28 protein-coding genes and 1 tRNA gene are annotated in these 24,907 nt (G+C 65.5%); 6 read left to right on the top strand and 23 right to left on the bottom strand.

Annotation, left to right across the window (positions count from 1 at the left end; all coding sequences use genetic code 11):
* Nucleotides 1-11 precede the first annotated feature (11 nt).
* The 13 genes from nuoF to AC3A6M_RS03205 all read right to left on the bottom strand — a co-directional run bounded on the left by nuoF (nucleotide 12) and on the right by AC3A6M_RS03205 (nucleotide 9,665).
* Nucleotides 12-1,307 carry an NADH-quinone oxidoreductase subunit NuoF gene (gene nuoF, locus AC3A6M_RS03265; protein WP_487851303.1) on the bottom strand — a complete coding sequence of 432 codons (1,296 nt, stop codon included), beginning with the start codon at nucleotides 1,305-1,307 and terminating at the stop codon, nucleotides 12-14.
* Nucleotides 1,304-1,780, bottom strand: a complete 477-nt coding sequence (gene nuoE / locus AC3A6M_RS03260) for an NADH-quinone oxidoreductase subunit NuoE (RefSeq protein WP_487851302.1) — start codon at nucleotides 1,778-1,780, stop codon at nucleotides 1,304-1,306. Before nuoE ends, nuoF begins: the two co-directional genes overlap by 4 nt.
* A gap of 33 nt (nucleotides 1,781-1,813) precedes the next feature.
* Nucleotides 1,814-3,067: an NADH-quinone oxidoreductase subunit D gene (locus AC3A6M_RS03255; RefSeq protein ID WP_487851301.1), complete on the bottom strand. Its 1,254-nt coding sequence runs from the start codon at nucleotides 3,065-3,067 to the stop codon at nucleotides 1,814-1,816.
* The gene (locus AC3A6M_RS03250; RefSeq protein ID WP_487851300.1) at nucleotides 3,067-3,660 is read right to left on the bottom strand and encodes an NADH-quinone oxidoreductase subunit C; all 594 of its coding nucleotides are present in this window, start codon (nucleotides 3,658-3,660) and stop codon (nucleotides 3,067-3,069) included. Before AC3A6M_RS03250 ends, AC3A6M_RS03255 begins: the two co-directional genes overlap by 1 nt.
* Before the next feature lie 21 nt (nucleotides 3,661-3,681).
* A complete protein-coding gene (locus tag AC3A6M_RS03245) occupies nucleotides 3,682-4,158 on the bottom strand; it encodes a NuoB/complex I 20 kDa subunit family protein (protein WP_135190173.1) in 477 nt (158 codons plus the stop codon).
* Nucleotides 4,159-4,161: 3 nt separating this feature from the next.
* Nucleotides 4,162-4,521, bottom strand: coding sequence for an NADH-quinone oxidoreductase subunit A (locus AC3A6M_RS03240; RefSeq protein ID WP_487851299.1), 360 nt, complete (start codon nucleotides 4,519-4,521; stop codon nucleotides 4,162-4,164).
* 200 nt (nucleotides 4,522-4,721) lie between these two features.
* A tRNA-Leu gene (locus AC3A6M_RS03235) sits at nucleotides 4,722-4,806 on the bottom strand.
* 226 nt (nucleotides 4,807-5,032) lie between these two features.
* Complete coding sequence (secG, locus tag AC3A6M_RS03230) at nucleotides 5,033-5,473, bottom strand: preprotein translocase subunit SecG (protein ID WP_487851298.1); 441 nt, start codon at nucleotides 5,471-5,473, stop codon at nucleotides 5,033-5,035.
* Between the two features lie 52 nt (nucleotides 5,474-5,525).
* On the bottom strand, nucleotides 5,526-6,272 hold the full coding sequence (tpiA, locus tag AC3A6M_RS03225; RefSeq protein WP_487851297.1) for a triose-phosphate isomerase: 747 nt from the start codon (nucleotides 6,270-6,272) through the stop codon (nucleotides 5,526-5,528).
* 126 nt (nucleotides 6,273-6,398) lie between these two features.
* Nucleotides 6,399-7,385, bottom strand: coding sequence for an NAD(P)H-quinone oxidoreductase (locus tag AC3A6M_RS03220; RefSeq protein WP_487851296.1), 987 nt, complete (start codon nucleotides 7,383-7,385; stop codon nucleotides 6,399-6,401).
* Between the two features lie 324 nt (nucleotides 7,386-7,709).
* The gene (locus tag AC3A6M_RS03215) at nucleotides 7,710-8,048 is read right to left on the bottom strand and encodes a KGG domain-containing protein (RefSeq protein WP_487851295.1); all 339 of its coding nucleotides are present in this window, start codon (nucleotides 8,046-8,048) and stop codon (nucleotides 7,710-7,712) included.
* A gap of 166 nt (nucleotides 8,049-8,214) precedes the next feature.
* Nucleotides 8,215-8,829 carry a tetratricopeptide repeat protein gene (locus AC3A6M_RS03210; RefSeq protein WP_487851294.1) on the bottom strand — a complete coding sequence of 205 codons (615 nt, stop codon included), beginning with the start codon at nucleotides 8,827-8,829 and terminating at the stop codon, nucleotides 8,215-8,217.
* A 74-nt stretch (nucleotides 8,830-8,903) separates the two neighbouring features.
* Nucleotides 8,904-9,665 carry a GIN domain-containing protein gene (locus tag AC3A6M_RS03205; protein WP_487851293.1) on the bottom strand — a complete coding sequence of 254 codons (762 nt, stop codon included), beginning with the start codon at nucleotides 9,663-9,665 and terminating at the stop codon, nucleotides 8,904-8,906.
* 390 nt (nucleotides 9,666-10,055) lie between these two features.
* On the opposite strand from AC3A6M_RS03205, the gene AC3A6M_RS03200 reads away from it, so the two are divergent.
* Entirely contained in the window at nucleotides 10,056-11,498 is a 1,443-nt protein-coding gene (locus tag AC3A6M_RS03200) for a M16 family metallopeptidase (RefSeq protein WP_487851292.1), read from the top strand.
* Nucleotides 11,499-11,508: 10 nt separating this feature from the next.
* Complete coding sequence (locus tag AC3A6M_RS03195) at nucleotides 11,509-12,927, top strand: M16 family metallopeptidase (protein ID WP_487851291.1); 1,419 nt, start codon at nucleotides 11,509-11,511, stop codon at nucleotides 12,925-12,927.
* A gap of 63 nt (nucleotides 12,928-12,990) precedes the next feature.
* Here the strand turns inward: AC3A6M_RS03195 and AC3A6M_RS03190 are convergent, their stop codons facing one another.
* From AC3A6M_RS03190 to AC3A6M_RS03160, 7 genes are all read right to left on the bottom strand, one after another.
* Entirely contained in the window at nucleotides 12,991-13,179 is a 189-nt protein-coding gene (locus AC3A6M_RS03190) for a hypothetical protein (protein WP_075796307.1), read from the bottom strand.
* 93 nt (nucleotides 13,180-13,272) lie between these two features.
* Nucleotides 13,273-15,162, bottom strand: a complete 1,890-nt coding sequence (locus tag AC3A6M_RS03185) for a hybrid sensor histidine kinase/response regulator (RefSeq protein ID WP_487851290.1) — start codon at nucleotides 15,160-15,162, stop codon at nucleotides 13,273-13,275.
* Between the two features lie 3 nt (nucleotides 15,163-15,165).
* Nucleotides 15,166-16,488 (bottom strand): ATP-binding protein, encoded by a 1,323-nt coding sequence (locus tag AC3A6M_RS03180; protein WP_487851289.1) that lies wholly within the window; start codon nucleotides 16,486-16,488, stop codon nucleotides 15,166-15,168.
* Nucleotides 16,485-17,519 (bottom strand): SpoIIE family protein phosphatase, encoded by a 1,035-nt coding sequence (locus AC3A6M_RS03175; RefSeq protein ID WP_487851288.1) that lies wholly within the window; start codon nucleotides 17,517-17,519, stop codon nucleotides 16,485-16,487. The genes AC3A6M_RS03180 and AC3A6M_RS03175 overlap by 4 nt, the downstream gene beginning before the upstream one ends.
* Nucleotides 17,507-17,896 (bottom strand): anti-sigma regulatory factor, encoded by a 390-nt coding sequence (locus AC3A6M_RS03170; protein ID WP_487851730.1) that lies wholly within the window; start codon nucleotides 17,894-17,896, stop codon nucleotides 17,507-17,509. The genes AC3A6M_RS03175 and AC3A6M_RS03170 overlap by 13 nt, the downstream gene beginning before the upstream one ends.
* A gap of 77 nt (nucleotides 17,897-17,973) precedes the next feature.
* Nucleotides 17,974-18,330 (bottom strand): STAS domain-containing protein, encoded by a 357-nt coding sequence (locus tag AC3A6M_RS03165; protein WP_379769646.1) that lies wholly within the window; start codon nucleotides 18,328-18,330, stop codon nucleotides 17,974-17,976.
* A gap of 7 nt (nucleotides 18,331-18,337) precedes the next feature.
* Complete coding sequence (locus AC3A6M_RS03160; protein ID WP_487851287.1) at nucleotides 18,338-19,198, bottom strand: STAS domain-containing protein; 861 nt, start codon at nucleotides 19,196-19,198, stop codon at nucleotides 18,338-18,340.
* A gap of 175 nt (nucleotides 19,199-19,373) precedes the next feature.
* On the opposite strand from AC3A6M_RS03160, the gene AC3A6M_RS03155 reads away from it, so the two are divergent.
* Nucleotides 19,374-19,814 carry a DNA-binding protein gene (locus tag AC3A6M_RS03155; protein ID WP_487851286.1) on the top strand — a complete coding sequence of 147 codons (441 nt, stop codon included), beginning with the start codon at nucleotides 19,374-19,376 and terminating at the stop codon, nucleotides 19,812-19,814.
* 78 nt (nucleotides 19,815-19,892) lie between these two features.
* Here the strand turns inward: AC3A6M_RS03155 and pnp are convergent, their stop codons facing one another.
* Complete coding sequence (pnp, locus tag AC3A6M_RS03150) at nucleotides 19,893-21,986, bottom strand: polyribonucleotide nucleotidyltransferase (RefSeq protein WP_487851285.1); 2,094 nt, start codon at nucleotides 21,984-21,986, stop codon at nucleotides 19,893-19,895.
* A gap of 237 nt (nucleotides 21,987-22,223) precedes the next feature.
* A complete protein-coding gene (gene rpsO, locus AC3A6M_RS03145) occupies nucleotides 22,224-22,493 on the bottom strand; it encodes a 30S ribosomal protein S15 (protein ID WP_036175277.1) in 270 nt (89 codons plus the stop codon).
* 187 nt (nucleotides 22,494-22,680) lie between these two features.
* Between rpsO and AC3A6M_RS03140 the strand changes: the two genes are divergently transcribed.
* The 3 genes from AC3A6M_RS03140 to AC3A6M_RS03130 are packed head-to-tail and all read left to right on the top strand — an operon-like array spanning nucleotide 22,681 to nucleotide 24,529.
* Nucleotides 22,681-23,196, top strand: a complete 516-nt coding sequence (locus tag AC3A6M_RS03140; RefSeq protein ID WP_487851284.1) for a hypothetical protein — start codon at nucleotides 22,681-22,683, stop codon at nucleotides 23,194-23,196.
* Nucleotides 23,197-23,201: 5 nt separating this feature from the next.
* Nucleotides 23,202-23,720: a hypothetical protein gene (locus AC3A6M_RS03135; RefSeq protein WP_487851283.1), complete on the top strand. Its 519-nt coding sequence runs from the start codon at nucleotides 23,202-23,204 to the stop codon at nucleotides 23,718-23,720.
* A 53-nt stretch (nucleotides 23,721-23,773) separates the two neighbouring features.
* The gene (locus AC3A6M_RS03130) at nucleotides 23,774-24,529 is read left to right on the top strand and encodes a hypothetical protein (protein ID WP_487851282.1); all 756 of its coding nucleotides are present in this window, start codon (nucleotides 23,774-23,776) and stop codon (nucleotides 24,527-24,529) included.
* Nucleotides 24,530-24,542: 13 nt separating this feature from the next.
* Here the strand turns inward: AC3A6M_RS03130 and AC3A6M_RS03125 are convergent, their stop codons facing one another.
* A complete protein-coding gene (locus AC3A6M_RS03125; RefSeq protein WP_487851281.1) occupies nucleotides 24,543-24,890 on the bottom strand; it encodes a hypothetical protein in 348 nt (115 codons plus the stop codon).
* Nucleotides 24,891-24,907: the final 17 nt, after the last annotated feature.

The following is a 24,907-nucleotide window of genomic DNA, read 5'->3' as shown; positions in this document are numbered from 1 at the left end:
CCTGACCTGGTTTAAAGGTATGCGGGCACGAGGCAGTGCTTGTGCTCGATGTGATATTCGAATTCCTCGCGGAAGTTCTTGATCATCGCTTCCACCGGCATCGCCGCGGCGTCGCCCAGTGCGCAGATGGTGCGGCCCTTGATGTTGAAGGCGATGTTGTTCAGCAGGTCCATGTCTTCCGGACGGCCCTGGCCGTGCTCGATACGGTGGACCATGCGGTACATCCAGCCCGTGCCTTCGCGGCACGGGGTGCACTGGCCGCACGATTCCTCGTAGTAGAAGTAGGACAGGCGCAGCAGCGACTTGACCATGCAGCGGGTCTCGTCCATGACGATCACGGCGCCCGAACCGAGCATCGAGCCGGCCTTGGCGATCGAGTCGTAGTCCAGGTCGGTGTCCATCATGACTTCGCCGCGGATCACCGGGGCCGACGAACCGCCCGGAATCACCGCCTTGATCTTCTTGCCGCCGCGCATGCCGCCAGCCAGTTCCATCAGCTTGGCGAACGGGGTGCCCAGCGGGACCTCGTAGTTGCCCGGACGCTCGACGTCGCCCGAGATCGAGAAGATCTTGGTGCCGCCGTTGTTCGGCTTGCCCAGCGCCATGTACTCGGCCGCGCCCAGGTTCAGGATGAACGGGACGGCGGCGAAGGTCTCGGTGTTGTTGATCGTGGTCGGCTTGCCGTACAGGCCGAACGAGGCCGGGAACGGCGGCTTGAAGCGCGGCTGGCCCTTCTTGCCTTCCAGCGATTCCAGCAGCGCGGTTTCTTCGCCGCAGATGTAGGCGCCGTAGCCGTGGTGCGCGTGCAGCTGGAAGCTGAACTGCGAACCCATGATGTTATCGCCCAGGAAGCCGGCGGCGCGCGCCTCTTCCAGCGCCTCTTCGAAGCGCAGGTATTCCTGGAAGATCTCGCCGTGGATGTAGTTGTAGCCCACGGTGATGCCCATCGCGTAGGCGCCGATGGCCATGCCTTCGATCAGCGCGTGCGGGTTGTAGCGGATGATGTCGCGGTCCTTGAACGTGCCCGGCTCGCCTTCGTCGGTGTTGCAGACGAGGTATTTCTGGCCCGGGAACTGGCGCGGCATGAAGCTCCACTTCAGGCCGGTCGGGAAACCCGCGCCGCCGCGGCCGCGCAGGCCGGAGGTCTTCAGGTCGGCGATGATCTGCTCGGGCGGGATGCCCTCTTCCAGGATGCGGCGCAGGGCCGAGTAGCCGCCACGCTTGACGTAGTCGGCCAGGTGCCAGTTGTCGCCGTTCAGATCCTTCAGGATCAGCGGATTGATGTGGCGGTCGTGCAGGCTGGTCATTTGTTCAGTTCCTCCAGCAGGGCGTCGATCTTTTCGTCGCTCATGAACGAGCACATGCGGTGGTTATTCACCAGCATCACGGGTGCGTCGCCGCAGGCGCCCATGCATTCGCCTTCGAGCAGGGTGAACTGCCCGTCTTCGGTGGTGCCGCGGTAGTCGATGCCGAGGGCATCCTTGATGCGCTGGCCAGCGCGCTCGCCGCCCGACAGGGCGCACGGCAGGTTGGTGCAGACGGTGATCTTGTGCTTGCCGACCGGCTTCAGGTTGTACATGTTGTAGAAGGTGGCCACTTCCTGGACGGCGATCGCAGGCATGCCGATGTAGTCGGCGATTTCCTGCATCGTTTCCGGCGCCAGCCATCCCTTTTCGACTTGCGCGTGGGCCAGCGCGGCCATCACGGCCGACTGGCGCTGGTCAGCCGGGTATTTCGCCAGCTCGCGGTCGATTTTCTTTAAGCACTGCTCAGATAACATTTTTCTCTTTCCTTCCGTCGCTCAGGTGACCACTCAGCGGTCGATCGAGCCGAACACGATGTCCTGGGTACCGATGATGGTGACGGCATCGGCGATCATGTGGCCGCGCGCCATCTCGTCCAGGCTCTGCAGGTGCACATAGTCCGGGGTACGGATCTTCAGGCGGTACGGCTTGTTGGCGCCGTCCGACACGATGTAGATGCCGAACTCGCCCTTCGGGTGCTCGACGGCGGCATAGGCCTCGCCCGGCGGCACGTGGAAGCCTTCGGTGAACAGCTTGAAGTGGTGGATCAGCGATTCCATGTTCGACTTCATGTCGACGCGCGACGGCGGCGCGATCTTGTTGTTGTCGATCATGACCGGGCCCGGGTTCGCAGCCAGCCAGGCAACGCACTGCTTGATGATGCGGTTCGACTGGCGCAGTTCTTCCACGCGGACCAGGTAGCGGTCGTAGGAGTCGCCGTTGGTGCCGACCGGGATGTCGAATTCCATCTTGTCGTAGACCGCGTAGGGCTGGGTCTTGCGCAGGTCCCAGGCCACGCCCGAGCCGCGCAGCATGGCGCCCGAGAAGCCCATCGCCTTCGCGTCTTCCGGCGACACCACGCCGATGCCGACGGTACGCTGCTTCCAGATACGGTTGTCGGTCAGCAGGGTCTCGTACTCGTCCACGTAGCCGTCGAAACGCTTGGTGAAGCCGTCGATGAAGTCGAGCACCGAACCCTGGCGGATCTCGTTCAGCTCGTCCACCGCGCGCTGGCTGCGCACCAGCGACGGGCGGTGCTTCGGCATCTGGTCCGGCAGGTCGCGGTACACGCCGCCCGGACGGTAGTAGGCCGCGTGCATGCGCGCGCCCGACACCGCCTCGTAGACGTCGAACAGGTCTTCACGGTCGCGGAAGGCGTACAGGAAGGGACCCATGGCGCCGATGTCCAGCGCGTGCGCGCCCAGCCACATCAGGTGGTTCAGGATACGGGTGATCTCGTCGAACATCACGCGGATGTACTGCGCGCGGACCGGGGCTTCGATGCCCAGCAGCTTCTCGATCGCCAGCACGTAGCCGTGCTCGTTGCTCATCATCGAGACGTAGTCGAGGCGGTCCATGTACGGCACCGACTGCAGGTAGGTGCGGGTTTCGGCCAGCTTCTCGGTGCCGCGGTGCAGCAGGCCGATGTGCGGGTCGGCGCGCTGGATCACCTCGCCGTCCAGCTCCAGCACGAGGCGCAGCACGCCGTGCGCTGCCGGGTGCTGCGGACCAAAGTTCAGGGTGTAATTCTTAAGCTCAGCCATTATTTCATCCCGTAGGTTTCTTCGCGGATCACGCGCGGAATGTTTTCACGCGGCTCGATCGTCACGGGTTGGTAGATCACGCGCTTCTGCTCGGGGTCGTAGCGCATCTCGACATAGCCCGAAATCGGGAAGTCCTTGCGGAACGGGTGGCCGATGAAGCCATAGTCGGTCAGGATGCGGCGCAGGTCGCCGTGACCTTCGAACAGGATGCCGAACAGGTCGAACGCTTCGCGCTCGAACCAGTTGGCGTTGCGCCAGATGCCGGTGATCGACTGGACCAGGGGCATCTCGTCGTCCGGGCAGAACACGCGCACGCGCACGCGCCAGTTATGCTTGAGCGACAGCAGGTGCACGACCACCGCGAAGCGCAGGCCATCCCAGGTGCCTTCGCCATAGTTCAGGTAGTCGACGCCGCACAGGTCGATCATTTCTTCGAAATGCAGCGACACGTCGTCGCGCAGGGTCTGCATCGCGGAAAGGTAGTCGGCGGCCTTGACCACCACGGTGACTTCGCCGAGCGCCGACGAAATGGCGGCGCGCTCGCCGAGCGCATTCTTCAGGGCGAGCTCAAGGACTTCGAGTTTTGTCGTCATGATTTAATTCGGCAGGTTCTCTTATCGCGCGATGGTATTGGTGCGCTTGATCTTGTTCTGCAGCTGGATGATGCCGTACAGCAGAGCTTCAGCAGTCGGCGGGCAGCCCGGGACGTAGACGTCGACCGGCACGATGCGGTCGCAGCCGCGCACGACGGAGTACGAATAGTGGTAGTAGCCGCCGCCGTTGGCGCAGGAGCCCATCGAGATGACCCAGCGCGGCTCGGCCATCTGGTCGTAGACCTTGCGCAGCGCCGGCGCCATCTTGTTGCACAGGGTGCCGGCGACGATCATCACGTCGGACTGGCGCGGGGACGGACGGAACACGACGCCGAAGCGGTCGAGGTCGTAGCGTGCGGCGCCGGCGTGCATCATCTCGACTGCACAGCAAGCCAGGCCGAACGTCATCGGCCACATCGAACCGGTACGCGCCCAGTTGATCAGCTTATCGGCTGTGGTGGTAACAAAACCTTCGTTTAAAACGCCTTCAATAGCCATGGCTTATTCCCAATCAAGGGCACCTTTCTTCCAGATGTACCAGAAACCGACAACGAATTCGGCGATGAAGACCATCATCGTGACGAACGCCGGCCAGCCCAGGTCACGCATCGAGACGCCCCATGGGAAGAAGAATGCCGTTTCCAGATCAAACAAAATAAAGAGGATCGCGACCAGGTAGTACCGGACGTCGAATTTCATGCGCGCATCTTCGAATGCTTCGAAACCGCATTCGTACGGCGACAGCTTGGCGGCGTCGGGACGGTGCGGACCGATGATGCGGCCAAGGAGTTGCGGAGCGACGCCAACGCCGATGCCGACAAGGATGAACAAAAGGACGGGGAAGTAATTCTCGAGGTTCACAGCAGAGAAGCCTTAGTTGAACGATCGGTTGATAAAACACTGCATGGGAGCAGCACCGCATCGGACAATCCTGGCTCTATGCCTTCGACCAGGATCGTTCGATCAGGATTCCAGGCTCGCCTGGACCCCTGAAGATCCTCGTAAAAAAGCCAGCTAAGGCAAGGAGCGGAGCTCATTCGCCCTAGCTGGCTTCTGTATCTTGGTGCCGACGGCGAGACTCGAACTCGCACAGCTTGCGCCACTACCCCCTCAAGATAGCGTGTCTACCAATTTCACCACGTCGGCTGGAGACCAGTATTTTACCCTGCCTTAGTACCTTTTTTCAATGCACAAATTGCGTTGGCACAAGGAAAAACACTTATTTTCTCTACTTTATTTTCGCTGTATTCACAGCCTGGCGGGTCGAGAAGCCGCCAGGGCTTGCTGGCGGAGAGAATCCACCGATACTACACCACCCCAAGCAAGCCTGCATGGAGGGGTCCGCTTTTGCCGTGCGGACCGGGAGCCTGCCTTACTTGGACGGAGCCGGGGCCGGAGCGGCCGGCACGCCAGCCGCCGGCGCCTGCGGCACATCCTGGGTCGCAGCAGGCGCCGGAGCCGTGGCGGCCGGGGCCGGCGCGGTATTCGGAACGGCATTGCCCGCATTGTTCGCCGGAGCGGTCACCGGAGCCGGTGCGCGTTCCATCACGCCACCGCTGACGCTGGCCGCCGGACGGCTGGTGCCGAAGTAGGCCAGGGCCAGGGTCGAGGCGAAGAAGATCGCTGCGGCGATGGCGGTCGACTTCGACAGGAAGTTCGAAGAGCCGCTGGCGCCGAACAGGCTGCCGGACGCGCCGGAGCCGAAGGCAGCACCCATGTCGGCGCCCTTACCGTGCTGGACGAGCACGAGGCCGATGATGGCCAGCGCGGACAGGACCTGCAGAACAACGATCAGATTGAACAACACGTTCATTATTATTCCATTCCAAGGTTAACTACGTTGCAAATTCTTACTCGGGCGGGATTCAGCTGGCGTGGATAATAGCCAGAAAATCCTGCGCCTTCAACGCCGCCCCGCCGATCAGGCCGCCGTCGATGTCGGGCTGGGCCAGCAGTTCACGCGCATTCTCCGGCTTCATGCTGCCGCCGTACAGGATGGCCACGCCATCCGCCGCCTCGCCATTGCGCGCCCGCAGCTGGGCGCGCAATTGCGCATGCACTTCTTGCGCCATCTCCGGCGTCGCGGTCCTGCCGGTGCCGATCGCCCACACGGGTTCGTAGGCGACCACGATCCTGCCGACCGCATCGGCCGGCAGCAGTTCCAGCACAGCGCCGAGCTGGGCGCCGACCACATCGAAGGTCTGCCCCGCTTCGCGCTGCTCCAGCGTTTCGCCGACGCAGACGATCGGGGTCAGGCCCTCCTTCATTGCCGCCTGCGCCTTCTTCGCCACCAGCTCGCTGCTCTCGCCGTGGTAGGCGCGGCGCTCCGAGTGGCCGACGATCACGTAGCGGCAGGCGAAGTCGGACAGCATCTTCGCGCAGATTTCGCCGGTATAGGCGCCGCCCGAGTACGCCGACACATCCTGCGCGCCCCAGGCGATCGGACCGCCCTTCAACGCATCTTCGCACTGCTGCAGGTAAGGCGCCGGCACGCACACGGCGACCGATGCCTTCGCGCCGTCCAGCCCTGCGGCGATCCCATCCAGCAAGGCCGCGTTGGCGGCACGGCTGCCGTTCATCTTCCAGTTGCCTACGATGAGCTTGGGCCGCATCAGAACCTCACGGTCAAATAACCCGCTATTTTAGCGGTCGTTGAAAGGACGGTCAAACGAAGGTTGACCAATTGCATGGTTTTCATGGTTGCTTCCAATTTGTGGGTATTCTGTCGCCGGGTGGGCCTAGCTGGCGGCCACCTCGAGCATGATCTTGCCGACGTGGGCGCTGCTCTCCATCAGCGCATGGGCCTGCGCCGCCTCGTCGAGCGGGAAGGTGCGATGGATCACGGGGCGGATCTTGCCGGCCTCGATCAGCGGCCAGACGCGTTCGCGCAGTTCGCGCGCGATCTGCGCCTTGAAGGACACCGGGCGCGGGCGCAGGGTCGAGCCGGTCACCGTCAGGCGGCGGCGCAGCACCTGGCCAAGGTCGATCTCGGTGCGGGCGCCGCCGAGCAGCGCGATCAGGACCAGGCGGCCGTCGTCGGCCAGGCAGGAAATTTCGCGCTTGAGGTAGTCGCCGCCGACCATGTCGAGCACCACGTCCACGCCCTTCCCGCCCGTCAGTTGCTTGACGATCTCCGAGAAATCTTCCGTCTTGTAGTTGATGGCGCGTTCGGCGCCCAGCTGCTCGCAGGCGCGGCATTTGTCTTCGCTGCCGGCGGTGGCGAACACGCGGTGGCCCATGGCAGCCGCAAGCTGGATGGCGGTGACGCCGATGCCCGAGCTGCCGCCCTGCACCAGCAGGCTCTCGCCCGGCTGGAGGGCGGCGCGCTGGAACACATTGCTCCACACGGTAAAGAAGGTCTCGGGCAGGGAGGCGGCTTCGAGCGGGCTCAGGCCCTTCGGCACCGGCAGGCACTGGTCCAGCGGCGCCGCGCAGTACTCGGCATAGCCGCCGCCCTGCACCAGCGCGCACACCAGGTCGCCTTTGCTGAAACCGCTGTCACCGAGGTCGCCGTCGACGATCTCGCCGGCCACTTCCAGGCCCGGCAAGTCGGAAGCGCCCGGCGGCACCGGATACTGGCCGATCCGCTGGAACACGTCCGGGCGGTTGACGCCGGCGGCGATCACACGGATCAGGACTTCGCCGGCCTTCAGTTCGGGCACGGGCCGCTCGCAGGGCTGCAGGACTTCGGGACCGCCGAACTGCGTGATTTCGATAGCGCGCATGGTAGTGGGAATGCCTGTTAAATAAGTGGCAATTGTACGCCACCGGCAAGCCCCTTACCAAGCGAACGCCCGCTCAAAAATTGCTGATAACGCTATCAATACGCAAGTAAATGCTCTTTTGCATCCTCAACGCGATATTCGGGAGGCTGAACGGGTCGCTTGGAAACGTCGTTCCCGCGCCTGAAAACGTCGTCCCCGCGAAGGCGGGGACCCAAGTTTGCAAGCGTTTCGATAGCTCACAAGACTTGGATCCCCGCCTGCGCGGGGACGACGGTTATAACGCGGGGACGGCGGTGATAAGTTACGTGGTGTTACTGACGACAATTACTTCTTGTTGTCGTTCTTGTGGCTCTGCGAGCCGGCCTTCGCATGCTGCTCCGAGGAGCCGCCGCGGGTTCCGCCGCTGCCGCCGCTGCCGCCGCCGCTCTGCTGGCTGCCGCCACCCTGGCTCTGCTGGCTGCCGTCATTCTTGTGGCTCATCGAGCCGGCACGGCGTGCCTCTTCCGAGGTGAACTCGTGGGCATTGCCCGAAGCGTGGGCTGCCTTGCCGCCTTCCGACGCGATTTCGCGCTGCTTTTGCGGGTCCATCGAGGCGAAACCGCGGTTGCTGGTGTCGCTCTGGTTGTTGCCCTTGTTGCCGCCGCCTTGGTTGTTCGATGCCATGATTGCCTCCAATAATAGTTGGGTTATGCACCAGCCCGTTGCAAAACTGGCTGAGAGAGAATCATGGTAGCCATCGTGGACGCGCCCGCCCACCATCGATACGCCATAGACTTGTAGGACTATGCCTTCGTGGGGCGTCGGCGCCGTCTTTGCATCAAAAAGCAACTCAAGGGCTGCCGGCCCCCGTGCGCGACTGGATCGGCAGGGGCGTGCCGGGCTTCCAGTTGCGCGACAGCGCCTGCGCTTCCTCGATCTGTTCCTGGGTCATCTGGCGCGCGATGAGGGCACGCTGCTCGGTCGCGCTGTGGTGGCCGTTGGCGGCCGCCAGGTTCCACAGCATGTAGGCGATCACCATGTCCTGCGGCATGCCGGCGACGTGGTAGCGGTACATCAGGCCGAGCGCGTGCTGGGCATCCGGATGGCCCTGCTCGGCGGCCTTGCGGAACCAGGTCACCGCCAGCTTCTGGTCCTGGGGCACCGCGTTGCCGGTGTAGTACATCGCCCCGATCACGTACTGGGCATCGGACTTGCCCTGCACCGCCGCCTTGTAGTGCCAGGCGAAGGCCTGCTTGTAGTCGCGCGGCACGCCGCGGCCCATGTAGTACATCAGGCCCAGCAAATGCTGCGCATCCGCGTTGCCGGCCTTGGCAAGCGGCGTGATCTCCTTCAGCGCCAGCGCATAGTTGCGGGCGTTGTAGGCAGTAGCGCCTTCCGTGAAGCCTGCCATCGCACTGCCGGTCACTCCCAGCGCCAGCAGAATGGCAACGATTAGTTTTCTCATTGTCTCGTTCGGAACGGAATGCCCTGTGGGTCCTCGCCCTCCGGGTCTTGTTCTTGTTGTCGTTCTGTAGGGTCTTATTTCCAGCTCACCTTGCCCAGGCCGTCGACCGCCACCTTGCGGTTCAGCGGCTTGCCGTACACCGTCACCGAACCCATGCCGGACAGGTTCAGGTTCGCATTCTGGTGCGCCGTGACGCTGGCGTTGCCTAGGCCCGACAGCTCGACGTTCACGCTGTCGGCAGTAAATTCCCTGGCGTCCAGGCTGCCCAACCCGCCGAGGTCGGCCTTCAGCCATTTCGCGCGCCCGCTCAGGGTCACGACGCCGGCGCCATGCAGGTTCAGGTCGACGCCCTCGCCGCTCAGGCTCTGCAGCTGCATGCTGCCGATGCCGCCCAGGCTGGCCGACACCAGCCGGTAATTGCAGGAGATGCGCATCGATCCGGCACCGTCCAGGCTCAGGTCCAGCTCGTCACCGGAGAAGCCGGAGACGTCGGTCGAGCCGAGGCTCTCGGAACTCACCTCGCGCAGCGCCGGCAGGGTCAGCTCGGCGTGCAGCGAGCCCAGGCGCACGCGGCCGTGGATGTCGGTGTCGATGTTCAGCGTATCCCCGCTCTGCACCGTGACGGTCTTGGCCAGCCAGCGCGGATCGCCGCTCAGCGTGAGCGTGGCGGTATTGCCCTGGCGGATCCGCAGGTCGACCGCGCCGTCCAGCTTGACGCGCACCACGCGCGCATCGATGGGGCGCGTCTCGGTGGCGACCTCGGGCGCTGCCTGCGCGATCCCGTAACACACCGAGAAGGCCGCTGCCGCCATGCCGAGCTTGAAAACCTTGTTCATCCCATTCTCCGAAATCCATGTTCCTGTTGTGCAAGCGTACCGTGCTCCCTGCAATTGTGCTACCTCGACAATTTCCAGGTTGGCATCACTACAGCCTCAGGGTAACCGTGCAACTCGTCCATGCCCATGGGATTGCGACGAACTGCAGAAAGCGCGCCCCGAGCGACACGACGGCGGGAATGACATGCAGATCCGGGCCGGCCATTATGCGGGAGGCCTGGTCGGGAAATTGTATGAATTTGTCATCGCCGCCACTCAGGTTGATATTGCTCTTGAACAAAAGGTTACTTTTTTGCATGGCATTACGTTAAGATAAACCGCTGCCTGGATACGATCCGGACAGAAAGACGCAGTTTCGAGTTCAGCCCAAACCAGAGGTTATCAATGCGCATGCGCCTATTACCCGCCCTGCTGGCCGGAGTATCGCTGTCGATGTCCGCGTACGCCGCGAACAGCGACCAGTGGACCCTGCCGGTCAACGTCAAGAAGCTCGACAACGGCCTGACGGTCGTCGTCTCCGAAGACCACAGCTCGCCGACCGTCGGCGTGTCGGTCGTCTACCATGTCGGCATGCGGCTCGAGCCGCGCAACCGCACCGGCTTCGCCCACCTGTTCGAACACCTGATGTTCCAGGGCACGCCGAACGCGCCGAAGGGCGTGTTCGACCGCACCATCACCGGTGGCGGCGGCCGCAACAACGGCTCGACCCGTCCGGACTTCACCAACTACATCGAGACCGCGCCGGTCTCCAGCATCGAGCCGATCCTGTGGCTCGAGGCGGACCGCATGAAGACCCTCGACTTCAACCCGGCCACGCTGAAGAACCAGCAGGACGTGGTGAAGGAAGAGATCCGCGTGAACGTGAAGAACCAGCCCTACGGCGGCTTCTACTGGATCGACATCAGCCAGCTGGCCTTCCAGAAGTGGGAGAACAACCACGACGGCTACGGCAGCTTCGAAGACCTCGAAGGCGCCAGCCTGGACGACGTGCGCGGCTTCCACCGCGACTACTACGGCCCGAACAACGCGGTGCTGGCGATCGCCGGCGACGTGACCCCGGCGCAGGGCTTCGCGCTGGCGCAGAAATACTTCGGCGGCATCGCGAAGCGCCCGACGCCGAAGAGCACCGACTTCAGCGAAGGCCTGAACACCCAGGAAAAACGCATCGAGCAGAGCGATGCCCTGGCCCAGGTGCCGGCCGTCGCCGCCGGCTGGAAAGTGCCGGCGCGGGCTAGCCGCGACCAGGCCCCGATGGCCGTGCTGTCCGAACTGCTGGCCGGCGACGACGCCTCGATGTTCTACCAGGGCATGGTCAAGGGCCGCGAGATCGCCCTCAACATCCAGGGCGGCTTCGGCCTGACCGGACCGTTCGAATACGATGGCCCGACCCTGTTCACCGTGTTCGGCCTGTACAAGCCGAACAGCAGCGCCGACGCCATGCTGGCCGCGATGGACGAGGAAATCGCCAAGGTCGCCAGGAACGGCGTCGACGACGCCACGCTGAAGCGCGTCAAGACCCGCATGCTGGCCGACTGGAACAACCGCCTGGAGAACTTCCTGAACCGCGCCGACACCCTGGCCAAGCTGCAGACCCTGTGGGGCGACGCCAACGTGGTCAACAAGGTGCCGGGCTGGATCGAGGGCGTGACCTCCGCCGACCTGCAGCGCGTCGCCGCGACCTACCTGGTCCCGGCCAACCGCACCGTGATCGACCGCAAGCCGGTGGCGAAACCCGCCCCGCCGGCAGCACCGCAGCCGGCAAATACGGCGGTCACCACCCCGGCCCCGGCCGAACAAAAAACCGCGCCGGCCGCCGCCGGCGTAAAAAATTAAGGAGAGCACGATGAAAAAACTGATGCTCATTTCCGCCATCTCGATGGCGTTCGCCGGTTCGGCCTTCGCGGCCGAAGCTGCCGCCCCGGCCGCCCCGTCCGGCATGCCCGCCTACGCCAAGGACAAGCCGCTGCCGTCCCCGCACATCGCCAAGAAGACCCTGGCCAACGGCCTGCAGGTCTGGGTGGTGCCGCGCAACGGCGTGCCGCGCGTGGACATGGTGCTGGCCGTGCGCGGCGCCGGCTACATCGCCGACGACGCCGCCCACCCGGCCTTTGCCAACATGATGGCCGGCCTGCTGAACGAAGGCACCGCCAAGCACGATTCGCGCGCCATCGCCGAACTGGCCCAGGGCCTGGGCGGCTCGGTGGGCGGCTCCGCCAGCGCCGACGGCATCACCGTCAGCGCCAACGCCCTGGCCTCGAAAGCCGGCCAGATGATGCAGCTGCTGGCCGAAGTGGCGCGCACGCCGTCCTTCCCGGCCAAGGAAGTGGCGCTGGCCAAGGCCAATGCGCTGCAGGCCCTGCGCGTGGCCGAGACCCAGCCGCGCTTCCGCGCCGACCGCGCGCTGAACCGCGCCCTGTTCGGCGAGCACCCCTACGGCCACACCGACCCGACCGTGGAAGGCATCAACTCCGTCGACGAGGCGCTGCTGCGCGCCGAGCACGCCAAGCGCTTCCGTCCCGACCAGGCGCTGCTGGTGATCACCGGCCGCATCAAGGAAGGCGAGGCGCTGAAACTGGCCCAGCAAGCCTTCGGCGACTGGAAGGCCGAAGGCAAGGCGCCCGCCGTGGCCAAGTCCGCGCCGGCCGCCGCCAAGCCGGTCCACATACTGCTCGAGCGTCCGGGCAGCGTGCAGTCGACCATCCGCCTGGGCGGCTCCGGCATCGCCGCCACCGCCGCCGACCAGGTGCCGCTGCGCCTGGCCAGCACGGTGCTGGGCGGCGGCTTCTCGAGCCGCGTCAACATCAAGCTGCGCGAGGAAAAGGGCTATACCTACGGCGCCTCGGCCGGCGCGCGCATGATGCGCGAAGGCGGCAGCATCGTCGGCGGCGCCGACGTGCGCAACGAAGTGACGGGTGCGGCCCTGACCGAGTACTTCAACGAGTACAAGCGCATCGGCAGCGAACTGGTCTCGCCGGAAGAAATGCGGATGCACAAGCGCTACGTGGCCGGCGGCTACCTGCTGAGCAACCAGATGCAGCGCGCCGTGGCCGCGACCCTGGCGAACAACTGGCTGGTCGGCCTGCCGGCCGAGTTCCTGTCGCAATATGTGCCGCTGATCGAGAAGGTCACGCCGGAACAGGTGCGCGACGTGTCGAAGAAGTACTTCGCGCCCGAAAACCAGTCGATCGTCGTGGTCGGCGCCAGCCAGGCCGTCGGCGAGCAGCTGAAGGCCTTCGGCGACTTCACCGTCACCGACAAGTAATCACGCGAAGGCGAACCGAAGCCTCCCGGGTGCGAGCCCGGGAGGCTTTTTTCATGGATCCGTTTATTTCTTGGCCGACTGCTTGCTGCCGCCGCTGGACGACTGCTTGGTCTCGCCGTGCTCGGCGCGCTGCTTGTTGACGATGCGCGACGCTACCTCTTCCTCGCGGCCGGGATAGCGGTGTTCCTTCTTGAACTCGGTCTCGAGCTTCTTGTACTCGCGCTCGCGTTTCGGGCTGGCTCCCTTGGGCATGATCGCCTCCGTCTGGTGGTTGGGTGCCGCCAGATTAGGACGATTGCGATCACGATTCGGTGCGATGACGAACGTAACGCGCGCGTGGCATGTTCAGCCTTGAAGCGCTTTCTCGAGGTCGGCCAGCTCGGCCGGCTTGACCAGGTGGGCATCGAAGCCCGCCTCCTGCGCCTTGCGGCGGTCTTCCGGCGAGCCGTAGCCGGTGTGCGCCACCAGCCGGATCGACTTCAGCTCCGGATGCTGCTTGAGCATGCGCGCCACCTCGTAGCCGTCGACGTTCGGCAGTCCGATGTCGAGCACGATCACGTCCGGACGGCGCTCCAGCGCGAGATCGATGATGTGGGTGGCGTCGGCCGTGGTGGTGGCGTCGTAGCCCATCTCGGCCAGCAGGAAGGCCATCATCTCCATGGCGTCGACGTTGTCGTCGACCAGCAGCACGCGGCGGCCGCCCTGGCCGCCCTGCCCGCCCTGTTCGGCGACCGGCGCGGACTGCTCCGGCGCCGACGTGCGCAGCACCGGCAGCTCGACCGTGAAGGTGCTGCCCATGCCGATCCCGGGGCTGGTCGCCGACAGGTGCCCGCCGTGCATCTCGAGCAGGCGCGACACCAGCGACAGGCCGATACCCAGCCCTTCCGGCGCGCGGTCCGGCGGCACCGCGGCCTGCGCGAACATGCCGAAGATGCGCGGCAGGTTGTCCTCGGCGATGCCGATGCCGTTGTCCTGCACCGCGATGCGCACGGTGTCGCCGTCCAGCCGCACCTCGACCCTGATCTGGCCGCCCTTGGGCGTGAACTTGGCGGCGTTGTGCAGCAGGTTGCCCATCGACTGCGCCAGCCGCACCGGATCGCCCAGCACCCAGATCTGGCGCTCCGGCTGGACCACGTCCAGGCGGTGTTCGCGCGCCGCGATCAGCGGGCCGGCGGTCTCGATCGCCTGCGCGATCACGCCCTTCATTTCGACCTCTTCCTTGCGCAACGCGATCTTGCCTTCCGAGATGCGCGCCACGTCCAGCAGGTCGTCGACCAGGTGGGCCAGGTGATCGACCTGGCGCGTGATGACTTCGCGCGCCTTGGCCTGGCGCTCGGGGGCGCCGGGGCCGGCGGAACCAAGCAGCGCGGCGGCATTGCGGATCGGCGACAGCGGATTGCGCAGCTCGTGCGCCAGCGTCGCCAGGAATTCGTTCTTGTTGCTGTCGGCCGCGCGCAGAAGGCTTTCCATCTCCTTGCGCCGGGTGATGTCGCTGGTCACGCGCGCCACCCGGTACACCTCGTCGCGCCCGTCGCGCACCGGGAACAGGCGGTCGCGCACCCAGCGCGTCGGGCCGTCCTTCGAGACGATGCGGAATTCGGCTTCGTAATGCGGGTGTTCCTTCATCCCGCTCCACAAGCCTTCGACGTAGGCGCGGTCATCCGGGTGCACGGCATCCATCCAGCTGCCCGGCTCGCGCTCGAGCGACTCGATGCTGCGGCCCCAGATCGCGGGATAGGCCGGGCTGACGTATTCGAGGGTGCGGGCCGGCACCGAGAACATCCAGAACACGTCCTCGATGTTCTCGGTCAGCTGGCGGAAGCGTTCCTCGCTGTCGCGCAGCGCGCTCTGGGTGCGGCGCATGCGCAGCAGCGCGTTGACGTTGGCGACCAGTTCGTCGGCCTCGATCGGCGCCGCCAGGTAGTTGTCGGCGCCGCCTTCCAGGCCGCGGATCTTGTCGGCGCGCCCGGTCAGCGCGGCCGAGGTCTGCAGCACCAGCACCATCGCGCTGTCCGGGTCCGCCTTGATGCGGCGGCAGACTTCGATGCCGTTGATGTCCGGGAGCTTCACGTCGAGCAGGACCAGCGCGATTCCGCCGTGCTTGACGGCCGCCAGCGCATCGGTGCCATTGGTGGCTTCCATGACCTCGAACCCGGCGCTCTGCAGGATCCGGGTCTTGGCGTAGCGGGCGCCATCGTTGTCGTCGACATTCAGGATGAGTGGGGAGTTCGTCATCGTCTATCCATCAATTTGCGGTAGGCTGCGCGGGAGGACCAGCCTGAAGGTCGAGCCGGCGCCGGGCTGGCTCTCGACCTCGACCCGGCCGCCCAGCAGCCCGGCCAGCTTGCGGCACAACGGCAGGCCCAGGCCGGTACCCTTGCTGCGGCGCTGGAGCGGATGCTCGATCTGGCTGAATTCCTCGAAGATCAGCTGCAGGTTATCCGGGCTGATGCCGATCCCGGTGTCGCTCACCTCGAAGGTGATGGTATCAAGTTCGCGGTTCCAGTCCGCCTTCACGTGCACCGAACCCTGCTCGGTGAATTTCAGCGCGTTCGAGATGAAGTTGCGCAGGACCTGGGAAATCTTGCCCTCGTCCTGCTCGAACGGCTCGTCGAAGTCCGGCGTCTCGAACACCAGCTCGACCCTGGACTCGTCGACCAGCGGGCGCAGCATGCCCTTGAGCGCCCGGAACAGGTTCTCGGCCACCACCGGCGCCGCCTGCAGCTCGACCTTGCCGGCCTCGATCTTGGCCAGGTCGAGCAGGTCGTTGACCAGCTCCGACAGGTCGTTGGCGGCCTTCTCGATGAACTTCACCTGGCGCTCCTGCTCGACGGTGAGGTCGCCGTCCAGGCGGTCCAGCAGCAGCTTGGCCAGCGCCCGGATCGACGACAGCGGCGTGCGCAGCTCGTGGCTGGTGTTCGACAGGAAGCGCGACTTCATCTCGTCGGCGCGGCGCAGGCGCTCGGCCTTGTCCTCGATCTCCGCGTACAGCGCGACGATGCCTCGGTTGGTGTCTTCCAGCTCGCGGGTCAGCTCGAGCAGGTCTTCCTGGCGCTCGCGCAGCTCGGCCAGGGTGGACACCAGCTCCTGGTTCTGCTGGTGCACTTCCAGGTAGCTGTTCGCCACCGGGCTGTCCTTGGCCAGCTGGGCGCTCAGCTCGGCCAGGCGCGCGCCGTCGACCCAGGACTGGGGCGGCAGCATCTTGCACATCGTGACCGTCGGCCCGCCGCGCGCGTCCACCCCGAGCGTGCACTCGTCCATCAGGCGGTGCGCCGGCACCACTGCCTCGTCCGGCAGGGAGGCGCCGGCGGCCGCATTGCCGGTCGAAATCGTCATCTCCAGGCTCTGGCGGCCGCCCCGCTCGCTCACCTGGAACATGGCGCGCCCGCCGAAGCCCAGCTGGCAGGCGCCGCGCGCCACTTCCGACACCGCGGTGGCGATGCGCACCTGGTCCTGCTGCGAAAACCCGAGCAGGGCCGAAACCTGGCGCGCGCGCTGGCGCACCAGCACCACGTCCTGGTCGCCGGACAGGCTCACACTCAAAATACGCTGGTTGCTCATGCATGTCCTCCCCGGCGCCGGCCGACCAGCACCATGGCGTCGTCGCGGCGGCGGATGAAATCGCGTATCAGGACGCCCGCCACCAGCAGCGGCACGCGCGCATGCAGGCCAGGGTAGTCGCTCAGGTCCCACTGGGTCTGCACGCCGTCCGAATGCAGGATGACGATCGCGCCCGGCGGGCAGTCCGCCGTGAACTCCTGCACCTTGCGCATGTTGGCGCCGACGATGCCGTTGTGCGAGACCAGCGCGCGCCGCGTCGTGCCGTCGACCACCAGGCCGTTCACGTTGCCGATGCCGGCGAAGCGCAGCTCGTCGCCGCCATAGCTGATGCGCGCCACCGACAGCGCGGCGCCGCGCGTGATGCGCAGCGCCTCGTGCGCCGTATGCAGCACCTCGGCCGGCACCGCGGACGGGCGGCGCGCGAGGGCGTCGATGGCCGCGCGCGCGGCCTTGGCGGCCTCCGGGCCGTGCCCCAGGCCGTCCACCCCGAGCAGGGTGGCGCCGTCCAGGTCGCAACTCGTGGCCCAGCCGTCGCCGCAGGCGTCTTCGCCGGCCATCGGCACGCACAGCGCGCCGATCTCGACCCCGCACGCCTCGGGCGGCGGGCTGCCGCGCCACAGGCGCATGAAGAAGGCCGCGCCACGGCCAGGGCGAGACCAGACGTCGAACTCGTCGGACTGGCGCTGCAGCGCGCCCAGGCCGGTGCCGGCGGTGCCGACGGTGGAGACGCCGTCCTGGATGCTGGTCGCGAGGTCGGCGATGCCGGGGCCGTCGTCGATCGCCAGCACGTCGATGCCGGCCATGCTCGCGGCGGATTGCGCGCGCATGATGTACAGGGTGCCCTCCCCGGCGTGCTTGAGGATGTTGGTGCCGGCCTCCGTGACCACGATCGCCAGCCGGCCCGCCTGGACATCGTCGAACCCGAGCTCGTCGGCCAGCTTCTGGCCGGCGCGGCGGGCGGCGGCGATATCGCTGGCGTGGACGACCGGGAACACGAGCTGCGGTAACAGCGAACTGATCAGCGTTTCCATTTGACGACAGACACTGCCGTGCCCTCTCCCGGACGGGAATCGATGTCGAACTCGTCGACCAGGCGCTTCGAACCGCCCAGCCCAAGGCCCAGCCCGCCGCCGGTGGTGAAACCGTCGCGCAGCGCCTGGTCGAGATCGGGGATGCCCGGCCCGTTATCCACGAAGATCAGGCCGACGCCGCGCCTGAAGCCGTCTTCCAGCGCGTCGAGATGGACTTCTCCGCCGCCGCCGTACTTGATCGTGTTGCGGGCCAGTTCGCTGGCCGCCGTCACCAGCTTGGTCTGGTCGACCAGCGACAGGGCGATCGCGACCGCGCGCTCGCGCACATGCTTGCGCAGCCCGACCACGTCCTCGTCGGAACGCAGGGGCAGGGTCATGCGCGCGGTACGCAGGCGGCTGTTGCGCTCGAGGAGCGCGCTGGCGAAAGCCACTGCGTGATGGAGAGCTGCGCTCATCAAAAGTGCGTCTTTCCTAACAGGGCCATGCCCTTTTCCACGTTGAGTGCCGTCTTCACGCCGTGCAGGGTCAGGCCCAGCTCGACCAGCGTGATCGCGACCGCCGGCTGCATGCCGACCACCACGGTCTGGGCGTCCAGCACGCGCGCCATCGCGGCGGTGTTGCTGATCATACGCCCGATGAAGGAATCGACCAGGTCCAGCGCCGAGATGTCGATCAGCACGCCCTTGGCATTGTCGCGCACGATGCGCTCGGTCAGGTCGTCCTGCAGCGTCATCGCCAGGCGGTCATGCATGTCGACCTGGATCGTCACCAGCAACAGGTCGCCCATGCGGAGAATCGGGATACGTTCCATGCGGGTCTCAGGCTTTCTTCACGATCGAGGTGCCGGTGCGCTCGAGCGCCACGACGAAGGCATCGGCCAGGCTGGCCTTGGTCGTCACGTCTTCCAGGTTCACGCCGAGGTGGACGATGGTCTGGGCGATCTGCGGGCGGATGCCGCTGATGATGCAGTCCGCGCCCATCAGGCGGGCGGCGGCGATGGTCTTCATCAGGTGCTGGGCCACCAGGGTGTCGACGGTCGGCACGCCGGTGATGTCGATGATCGCGATGGCCGCGCCGGTGTCGACGATCTTCTGCAGGATGTTTTCCATCACGACCTGGGTGCGCGCCGAATCGAGGGTGCCGATCAGCGGCAGCGCCAGGATGCCGTTCCACAGCTTGACGACCGGGGTCGACAGTTCCAGCAGTTCCTGCTGCTGGCGCACGATGATCTGGTCGCGGGCGCGCTGGAACACCTCGATGGTGTACAGGCCCAGCTTGTCGAGCAGGGTGCTGACCACCCAGGAGGCGTTGGCCAGCACCGCCGGCTCGCCGGCAAAGCCCGCGTTCAGGCGCGAAAAAATCGGCTGCTTGAGCGAGAACACGAAGGTCGCGGTCTCGCTCGGGGTCGAACCGCCCTTGGCGCGCGACGAGGAGATCTCGGCCAGCAGGTCGCGCACTTCGTCCCAGGAGCGGTGCTCGATGTTCTGCAGTTCGCCGCCACGGGTGGCGTTGCTGAGCGCCGTCAGGAACTGCTGGCAATGCTTGCGCAACTGCTCCTTGGAGACCACGTTCGAGCGGACCGTCAGCGCTTCCAGCTGGGCCATCCATTCGGCGCCGATATCGGCTTCGTGCTCCTGGATGATCTGGCTGATACGGGTGGCGTAGTCCTGAGTGGTCATCTTTTTTTTCCTTTAGGGTCTTGGACGGTGGAAGGCCTCTTCTGTCACATGACAAGGCCATTCTGTTAAATGACCAACTATACCATTCCTTTCCTTCGTGACACGACACGATTGCGTGCGAGCTGGTGCATTTTTGCCTTACAGTCGAGTCTGACTGTTACTGATGGGATGGACGATGAGTTTAGAGAACCTGTTGGAAATCGGCAGCCTCGACAAGGCTGAACCGCGGCGCGACGATATCCGGCGCCTGCTGGCCGCCGCCGAGCGCAATCTGGCCGATGCCGGAGTCACCGGCATCAGCGACGAAAACCGTTTCGATGCAGCCTACAAATGCGTGATGCAGTGCGCGATCGTGAGCCTGCTGGCGAATGGCTACCGCACCGCGGCCAGCAAGCCCGGCCATCACCAGACCGCGATCCAGTCCCTGCCGACCGCCATCGGGCTCGACAAGGCGACCGTGGTCGAGCTCGACGACCTGCGCCAGTTGCGCAATTGCGACGACTATGAAGGCAGTCCCGTCGGCCCCGGCGCGGTCGAGAACGCGCAGGCGCATGCGAAGGCACTGCTCGCGCATGTGCGCGCCTGGATCGGAAAGCACCATCCCGAACTGGCCTGACGACGATAAAAAAACCGCCAGGCTCACGCACTGGCGGTTTTTTATCGGCTGGCCGCAGCAGCGGCCTGGCAAGGCCGCTTACTGCGCGGCGGCTTCCACCGGATCGGCAGCCTTCATCGACAGCTTCAGGCGGCCGCGCTCGTCGGTCTCGAGGACCTTCACGCGCACTTGCTGGCCTTCCTTCAGGTAGTCGGCCACGGCGTTGACGCGCTCGTTGGCGATCTGCGAGATGTGCAGCAGGCCGTCCTTGCCCGGCATCACTTGCACGATCGCGCCGAAGTCCAGCAGCTTCAGCACGGTGCCGTCGTAGGTCTTGCCCACTTCGACCGATGCGGTCAGCTCTTCGATGCGGCGCTTGGCTTCCTGGCCGGCGGCGGCGTCGACCGAAGCGATGGTCACGATGCCTTCGTCGGTGATGTCGATCTGGGTGCCGGTTTCTTCGGTCAGCGCGCGGATCACGGCGCCGCCCTTGCCGATCACGTCACGGATCTTTTCCGGGTTGATGCGGATGGTGATCAGGCGCGGTGCGAAGTCCGACAGCTCGGTCTTCACGCTCGGCACGGCCTTCTGCATCTCGACCAGGATGTGCTGGCGGGCTTCCTTGGCCTGGGCCAGCGCCACCTGCATGATTTCCTTGGTGATGCCCTGGATCTTGATGTCCATCTGCAGCGCGGTGATGCCCGCGGTGGTGCCGGCCACCTTGAAGTCCATGTCGCCCAGGTGGTCTTCATCGCCCAGGATGTCGGTCAGGACGGCGAACTTGCCGCCTTCCTTGATCAGGCCCATGGCGATGCCGGCCACGTGCGCCTTCATCGGCACGCCGGCGTCCATCAGCGCCAGGCAGCCGCCGCAGACCGAAGCCATCGACGACGAACCGTTCGACTCGGTGATTTCCGAGACCAGGCGCACCGAGTAGCTGAACTCTTCCGGCGACGGCAGCGCGGCGACCAGCGCGCGCTTGGCCAGGCGGCCGTGGCCGATTTCGCGGCGCTTCGGAGTGCCCACGCGACCGGTTTCGCCAGTGGCGAACGGAGGCATGTTGTAGTGCATCATGAAGTCGTCGGTGTACTCGCCCATCAGCGCGTCGATCTTCTGGCTGTCGCGGCCGGTGCCGAGGGTGGCGATGACGAGGGCCTGGGTTTCGCCGCGGGTGAACAGGGCGGAGCCGTGGGTACGCGGCAGGACGCTGGTGCGGATCGAGATCGGACGCACGGTGCGGGTGTCGCGGCCGTCGATGCGCGGCTCGCCTTCCAGGATCTGCGAACGCACGACCTTGGCTTCCATGTCGAACAGGATGTTGCCGACTTCGACGGCGTCCACGCCTTCGCCCAGCTCGGCCATCACTTGCGCGTTCATGTCCTTCAGCTTCTGGGTACGGGCCTGCTTGTCGCGGGTCTGGTAGGCTTCGCGGATCTTGCCTTCGGCCAGCGCGGTCACGCGGGCGATCAGTTCTTCGTTCTTCGGCGCCGGGCTCCACTCGACTTCCGGCTTGCCGCCTTCTTCGACCAGGGCGTGGATCGCGTCGATCACGGCCTTCATCTGCTCGTGGCCGTAGACGACCGCGCCCAGCATGACTTCTTCCGACAGCTGCTGGGCTTCGGACTCGACCATCAGCACGGCGTGCTCGGTACCGGCGACGACCAGGTCCATCTGCGAGGTCTTCAGCTGGGTGGTGGTCGGGTTCAGGATGTACTGGCCGTTGGCGTAGCCGACGCGGGCGGCGCCGATCGGGCCGTTGAACGGGATGCCGGCCACGCACAGGGCGGCCGAGGCGCCGATCATCGACGGGATGTCCGGATCGATCTCAGGATTCACGGACAGGACGTGGATGATGACCTGGACTTCGTTCAGGTAGCCTTCCGGGAACAGCGGGCGGATCGGACGGTCGATCAGGCGCGACGTCAGGGTCTCCTTCTCCGACGGACGGCCTTCGCGCTTGAAGAAGCCGCCCGGGATCTTGCCGGCGGCGTAGCTCTTCTCGATGTAGTCGACGGTCAGCGGGAAGAAGTCCTGGCCCGGCTTGGCGTCTTTCTTCGCCACCACGGTTGCCAGGACGACGGTGTCCTCGACCGACACGACGACGGCGCCGCTGGCCTGGCGAGCGATTTCGCCGGTCTCCAGGGTCACGGTATGGTCGCCGTACTGGAAGGTTTTCGTAACTTTGTTAAACATGGGTAATCCCTTTCTATTTGCCGACAGAATTTCAGGCGCTGTCGTTCACCTCACCACGGGCTATCTGGCTTCGATAGCCTTTACTGCAAGTCAGTTGGCGCCTTTCGGGGTCAGAGCCCACCCGCATGAACCGGGATCCGGCCCCGAAAGCCGCCAAAACTCAGAAAAGCAAAATGCCTGCGGCAGTCGGGCTGACGCAGGCATTTCGTGATCAAGCCGTTCGGCTCAATGCGCAGATTACTTACGCAGACCGAGCTTGGCGATCAGATCGCGGTAGCGGTTCAGGTCCTTGCGCTTCAGGTAAGCCAGCAGGCTCTTGCGACGGTTGACCATCATGATCAGGCCGCGGCGCGAGTGGTGGTCCTTCTGGTGTTCCTTGAAGTGGCCGTTCAGTTCATTGATACGGGCGGTCAGCAGTGCAACCTGGACTTCCGGCGAGCCGGTGTCTTTGTCGCCACGTGCGTTGTCCGCAATGATGGCGGCCTTGTTGATGTTTTCTACGGTCATGATGTTACCTTTCACATGCGGTGCAAGAGTCGGAACCCAGCGCACCGTGAATTATTAAAAAAACCTGGCATCGAAAGCCAAGACCGGGAAGTATAGGTGAAAACGTCCAGTGAAGCCAGTTTTTCGTCAGCTTCGCTACAATGCACTCGTCGGCAATGCCACTTTGGCAAGTATCGAGGACGAAACGATGAACAGAACGCTCAAGAAGACGGCGCAGCCCGCCATCGCCCTGGCCCTGCTGCTGGCGCTGCCGGCCTGCGCTCCGCTGGTCCACAGGGAACCCGCCGCAGGAACCCCGCTGGCCGAGGTGACGGCGAGGCTCGGCAAGCCGGACGCCGTGTATCCGGAACCGGGCGGCGGCCAGGTGCTCGAATACCGCGGCCAGCCGATGGGCCAGTTCCAGCACATGGCGCGCTTCGGCGCGGACGGCCGCCTGCTCTCCTACGGCCAGGTGCTGACCACCGAACAGTTCGCGCAGGTCGACATCGGCCGCTGGAACAAGGACGATATCCTGCGCCATTTCGGCCGTCCGGCCGAGGTCTCGCGCGAGCGCGTGAACGATGACGAAGTCTGGTCCTACCGCTACAAGGAAAAGGGCGTCTGGGACTCGCTGATGAACATTACCTTCACCCGGCTCGGCGTGGTGCGCCGGATGGAGAATACGCCGGACCCGGTGCTCGACACACGCTTCAAGGGAGTATGAGGGCAATGATGACCTACCCGATCGAACGAAGGACGCGCGCGGCCCTGGCGCTGCTGGCCGCGCTTTCCCTGTCCGCCTGCGCGCCGCTGTTTCGCCAGCCGCCGCCCGCCGGTGCGCCGCTGGCGCAGGTCACCGCCGCGCTGGGCCAGCCGGCCGCCAGCTATCCCGAACCGGATGGCGGGCAGGTGCTGGAGTACCGCGGCCAGCCGATGGGCCAGTTCCAGTACATGGCGCGCATCGGCCCGGACGGCCGCCTGGTCTCCTACGACCAGGTCCTGACCAGCGAGAATTTCGCGAAGGTGAAGATCGGCCAGTGGACCAAGGCCGACATCCTGCGCAACTTCGGCCAGCCCGCCGAGACCTCGGCCGTGGCTTTCCACGACTACGAGGTCTGGTCCTACCGCTACAAGGAAGCCGGGGTGTGGAATTCGCTGATGCACGTGCACTTCGACCAGCAGGGCGTCGTGCGCCAGATGCTGAACGGGCCGGACCCGCGCTACGACGACCGGTTCCGGCGGTTCTAGGCGGTGAGAAAGTGTGAGAAAGCGGCGTCCGCGGTCGCCTATACTCTTTCCACATGAACATTGCCTATCGCGCTAATGAGACCGACCGCCGACTCGGCCTGCTGCTGATGGCCCTCGTGCACATCGGACTGTTGATCGGCTGGCAGGCGGTACGCACGCTGCCGGCGCCGGCATCCCGGGACGATGGCCCGCGCACCCGCATCCTGTGGCTTCCCCTGCCCCGGCCGGCGCTGCGCAACAAGGCGCCTGCGCCGCCGCGCAAGGAAACCGCTGCGCGGCCAATCCAGCTGGCCCCACGCCCTGCTCCCGCCCTCACCCTGCCGCCTGTGCCGGCGATCGCGCCCCAGCCGGCGCCCGCGCCTGCCGCGGCGACCGCGCCGGCCCAGCGTACTCCTCCCGGCGCAGCCACGCAGCCGGTCCCGGCCAAACCGGGCGCAGAACAGATCCTGGAGCGCGCCAGACGCGACATCGGCGGCATCGACAAGGCGCTGCGCAAGGAAAACAGGCCGTACATCGCGGCGCCGCTGGACAGCCCGCAGATCCGCCTGCGCAGGGGCATGGAACAGGCGGCGTTGATGGCGCCAAACCGGATCTGGGAAGCGCCCAAGGTGGAGGAACTGGTGAACAACACCGGCGACGGCGCGCGCCGCACGCGCGTCATCAGCGGCAACGGCACCTATTGCGTCACGGAGCGGGCGACCAACACCAACGTCGAGATGATCGAAATGCACGGCAAGCTGCGCATCACGAACTGCCCGGAGCACGAGGAGCCTTCCAGGCAGCAAAACTGGCGCACTCTCCAGGACTGAGCCGGGAGGGCTGTTATTCGTCGAAATCCTCGGCCAGGTTCTTCCAGCCCCGGCTCTTGGCGAAGGCGGCGAACTCCTCCGGCGCTTCGAGCACGATGAGCTGGCTTTCCTGCAAGCCGGGGTCGCTGTGGCCGAAGTCCGGCCCCTTGTAGCCGAGCGCGCGCAGGCGGTCGACGAGCTGGCGCACCAGCACCGGGTCCTTGTAGGCGCCGGGGTCGAGCCTAGCCTTGAAGTCCACGTACACGTCGATGATCCCGTAGCCCTCGTCGAAGATGCGGATCGCCTTCACGTCGAGGGTACGGCCGTTGCTGTCCCTGGCCTGGAACGGGCCGGACAGTTCAATGTCGGAGTCGGTAGTCATGGCCTGAGCATACACCC

Source organism: Telluria sp. Soil_C_11 (assembly GCF_057657395.1).
The sequence above is the reverse complement of the archived record's forward strand: the minus strand, read 5'-3'. Positions and strand labels throughout refer to the sequence as shown.

Coding starts and splice junctions, on each gene's coding strand:
- AC3A6M_RS03215 (WP_487851295.1), bottom strand. CDS start 8,048: ATGGCATCGAACAACCAAGGCGGCGGCAACAAGGGCAACAACCAGAGC.
- AC3A6M_RS03210 (WP_487851294.1), bottom strand. CDS start 8,829: ATGAGAAAACTAATCGTTGCCATTCTGCTGGCGCTGGGAGTGACCGGC.
- AC3A6M_RS03185 (WP_487851290.1), bottom strand. CDS start 15,162: ATGACGAACTCCCCACTCATCCTGAATGTCGACGACAACGATGGCGCC.
- AC3A6M_RS03175 (WP_487851288.1), bottom strand. CDS start 17,519: ATGGAAACGCTGATCAGTTCGCTGTTACCGCAGCTCGTGTTCCCGGTC.
- nuoE (WP_487851302.1), bottom strand. CDS start 1,780: ATGTTATCTGAGCAGTGCTTAAAGAAAATCGACCGCGAGCTGGCGAAA.
- AC3A6M_RS03135 (WP_487851283.1), top strand. CDS start 23,202: ATGATGACCTACCCGATCGAACGAAGGACGCGCGCGGCCCTGGCGCTG.
- AC3A6M_RS03170 (WP_487851730.1), bottom strand. CDS start 17,896: ATGACCCTGCCCCTGCGTTCCGACGAGGACGTGGTCGGGCTGCGCAAG.
- AC3A6M_RS03140 (WP_487851284.1), top strand. CDS start 22,681: ATGAACAGAACGCTCAAGAAGACGGCGCAGCCCGCCATCGCCCTGGCC.
- AC3A6M_RS03220 (WP_487851296.1), bottom strand. CDS start 7,385: ATGCGCGCTATCGAAATCACGCAGTTCGGCGGTCCCGAAGTCCTGCAG.
- AC3A6M_RS03250 (WP_487851300.1), bottom strand. CDS start 3,660: ATGACGACAAAACTCGAAGTCCTTGAGCTCGCCCTGAAGAATGCGCTC.
- AC3A6M_RS03180 (WP_487851289.1), bottom strand. CDS start 16,488: ATGAGCAACCAGCGTATTTTGAGTGTGAGCCTGTCCGGCGACCAGGAC.
- AC3A6M_RS03155 (WP_487851286.1), top strand. CDS start 19,374: ATGAGTTTAGAGAACCTGTTGGAAATCGGCAGCCTCGACAAGGCTGAA.
- AC3A6M_RS03245 (WP_135190173.1), bottom strand. CDS start 4,158: ATGGCTATTGAAGGCGTTTTAAACGAAGGTTTTGTTACCACCACAGCC.
- AC3A6M_RS03130 (WP_487851282.1), top strand. CDS start 23,774: ATGAACATTGCCTATCGCGCTAATGAGACCGACCGCCGACTCGGCCTG.
- secG (WP_487851298.1), bottom strand. CDS start 5,473: ATGAACGTGTTGTTCAATCTGATCGTTGTTCTGCAGGTCCTGTCCGCG.
- tpiA (WP_487851297.1), bottom strand. CDS start 6,272: ATGCGGCCCAAGCTCATCGTAGGCAACTGGAAGATGAACGGCAGCCGT.
- pnp (WP_487851285.1), bottom strand. CDS start 21,986: ATGTTTAACAAAGTTACGAAAACCTTCCAGTACGGCGACCATACCGTG.
- nuoF (WP_487851303.1), bottom strand. CDS start 1,307: ATGACCAGCCTGCACGACCGCCACATCAATCCGCTGATCCTGAAGGAT.
- AC3A6M_RS03125 (WP_487851281.1), bottom strand. CDS start 24,890: ATGACTACCGACTCCGACATTGAACTGTCCGGCCCGTTCCAGGCCAGG.
- AC3A6M_RS03160 (WP_487851287.1), bottom strand. CDS start 19,198: ATGACCACTCAGGACTACGCCACCCGTATCAGCCAGATCATCCAGGAG.
- AC3A6M_RS03190 (WP_075796307.1), bottom strand. CDS start 13,179: ATGCCCAAGGGAGCCAGCCCGAAACGCGAGCGCGAGTACAAGAAGCTC.
- AC3A6M_RS03165 (WP_379769646.1), bottom strand. CDS start 18,330: ATGGAACGTATCCCGATTCTCCGCATGGGCGACCTGTTGCTGGTGACG.
- AC3A6M_RS03200 (WP_487851292.1), top strand. CDS start 10,056: ATGCGCCTATTACCCGCCCTGCTGGCCGGAGTATCGCTGTCGATGTCC.
- AC3A6M_RS03195 (WP_487851291.1), top strand. CDS start 11,509: ATGAAAAAACTGATGCTCATTTCCGCCATCTCGATGGCGTTCGCCGGT.
- AC3A6M_RS03205 (WP_487851293.1), bottom strand. CDS start 9,665: ATGAACAAGGTTTTCAAGCTCGGCATGGCGGCAGCGGCCTTCTCGGTG.
- AC3A6M_RS03255 (WP_487851301.1), bottom strand. CDS start 3,067: ATGGCTGAGCTTAAGAATTACACCCTGAACTTTGGTCCGCAGCACCCG.
- rpsO (WP_036175277.1), bottom strand. CDS start 22,493: ATGACCGTAGAAAACATCAACAAGGCCGCCATCATTGCGGACAACGCA.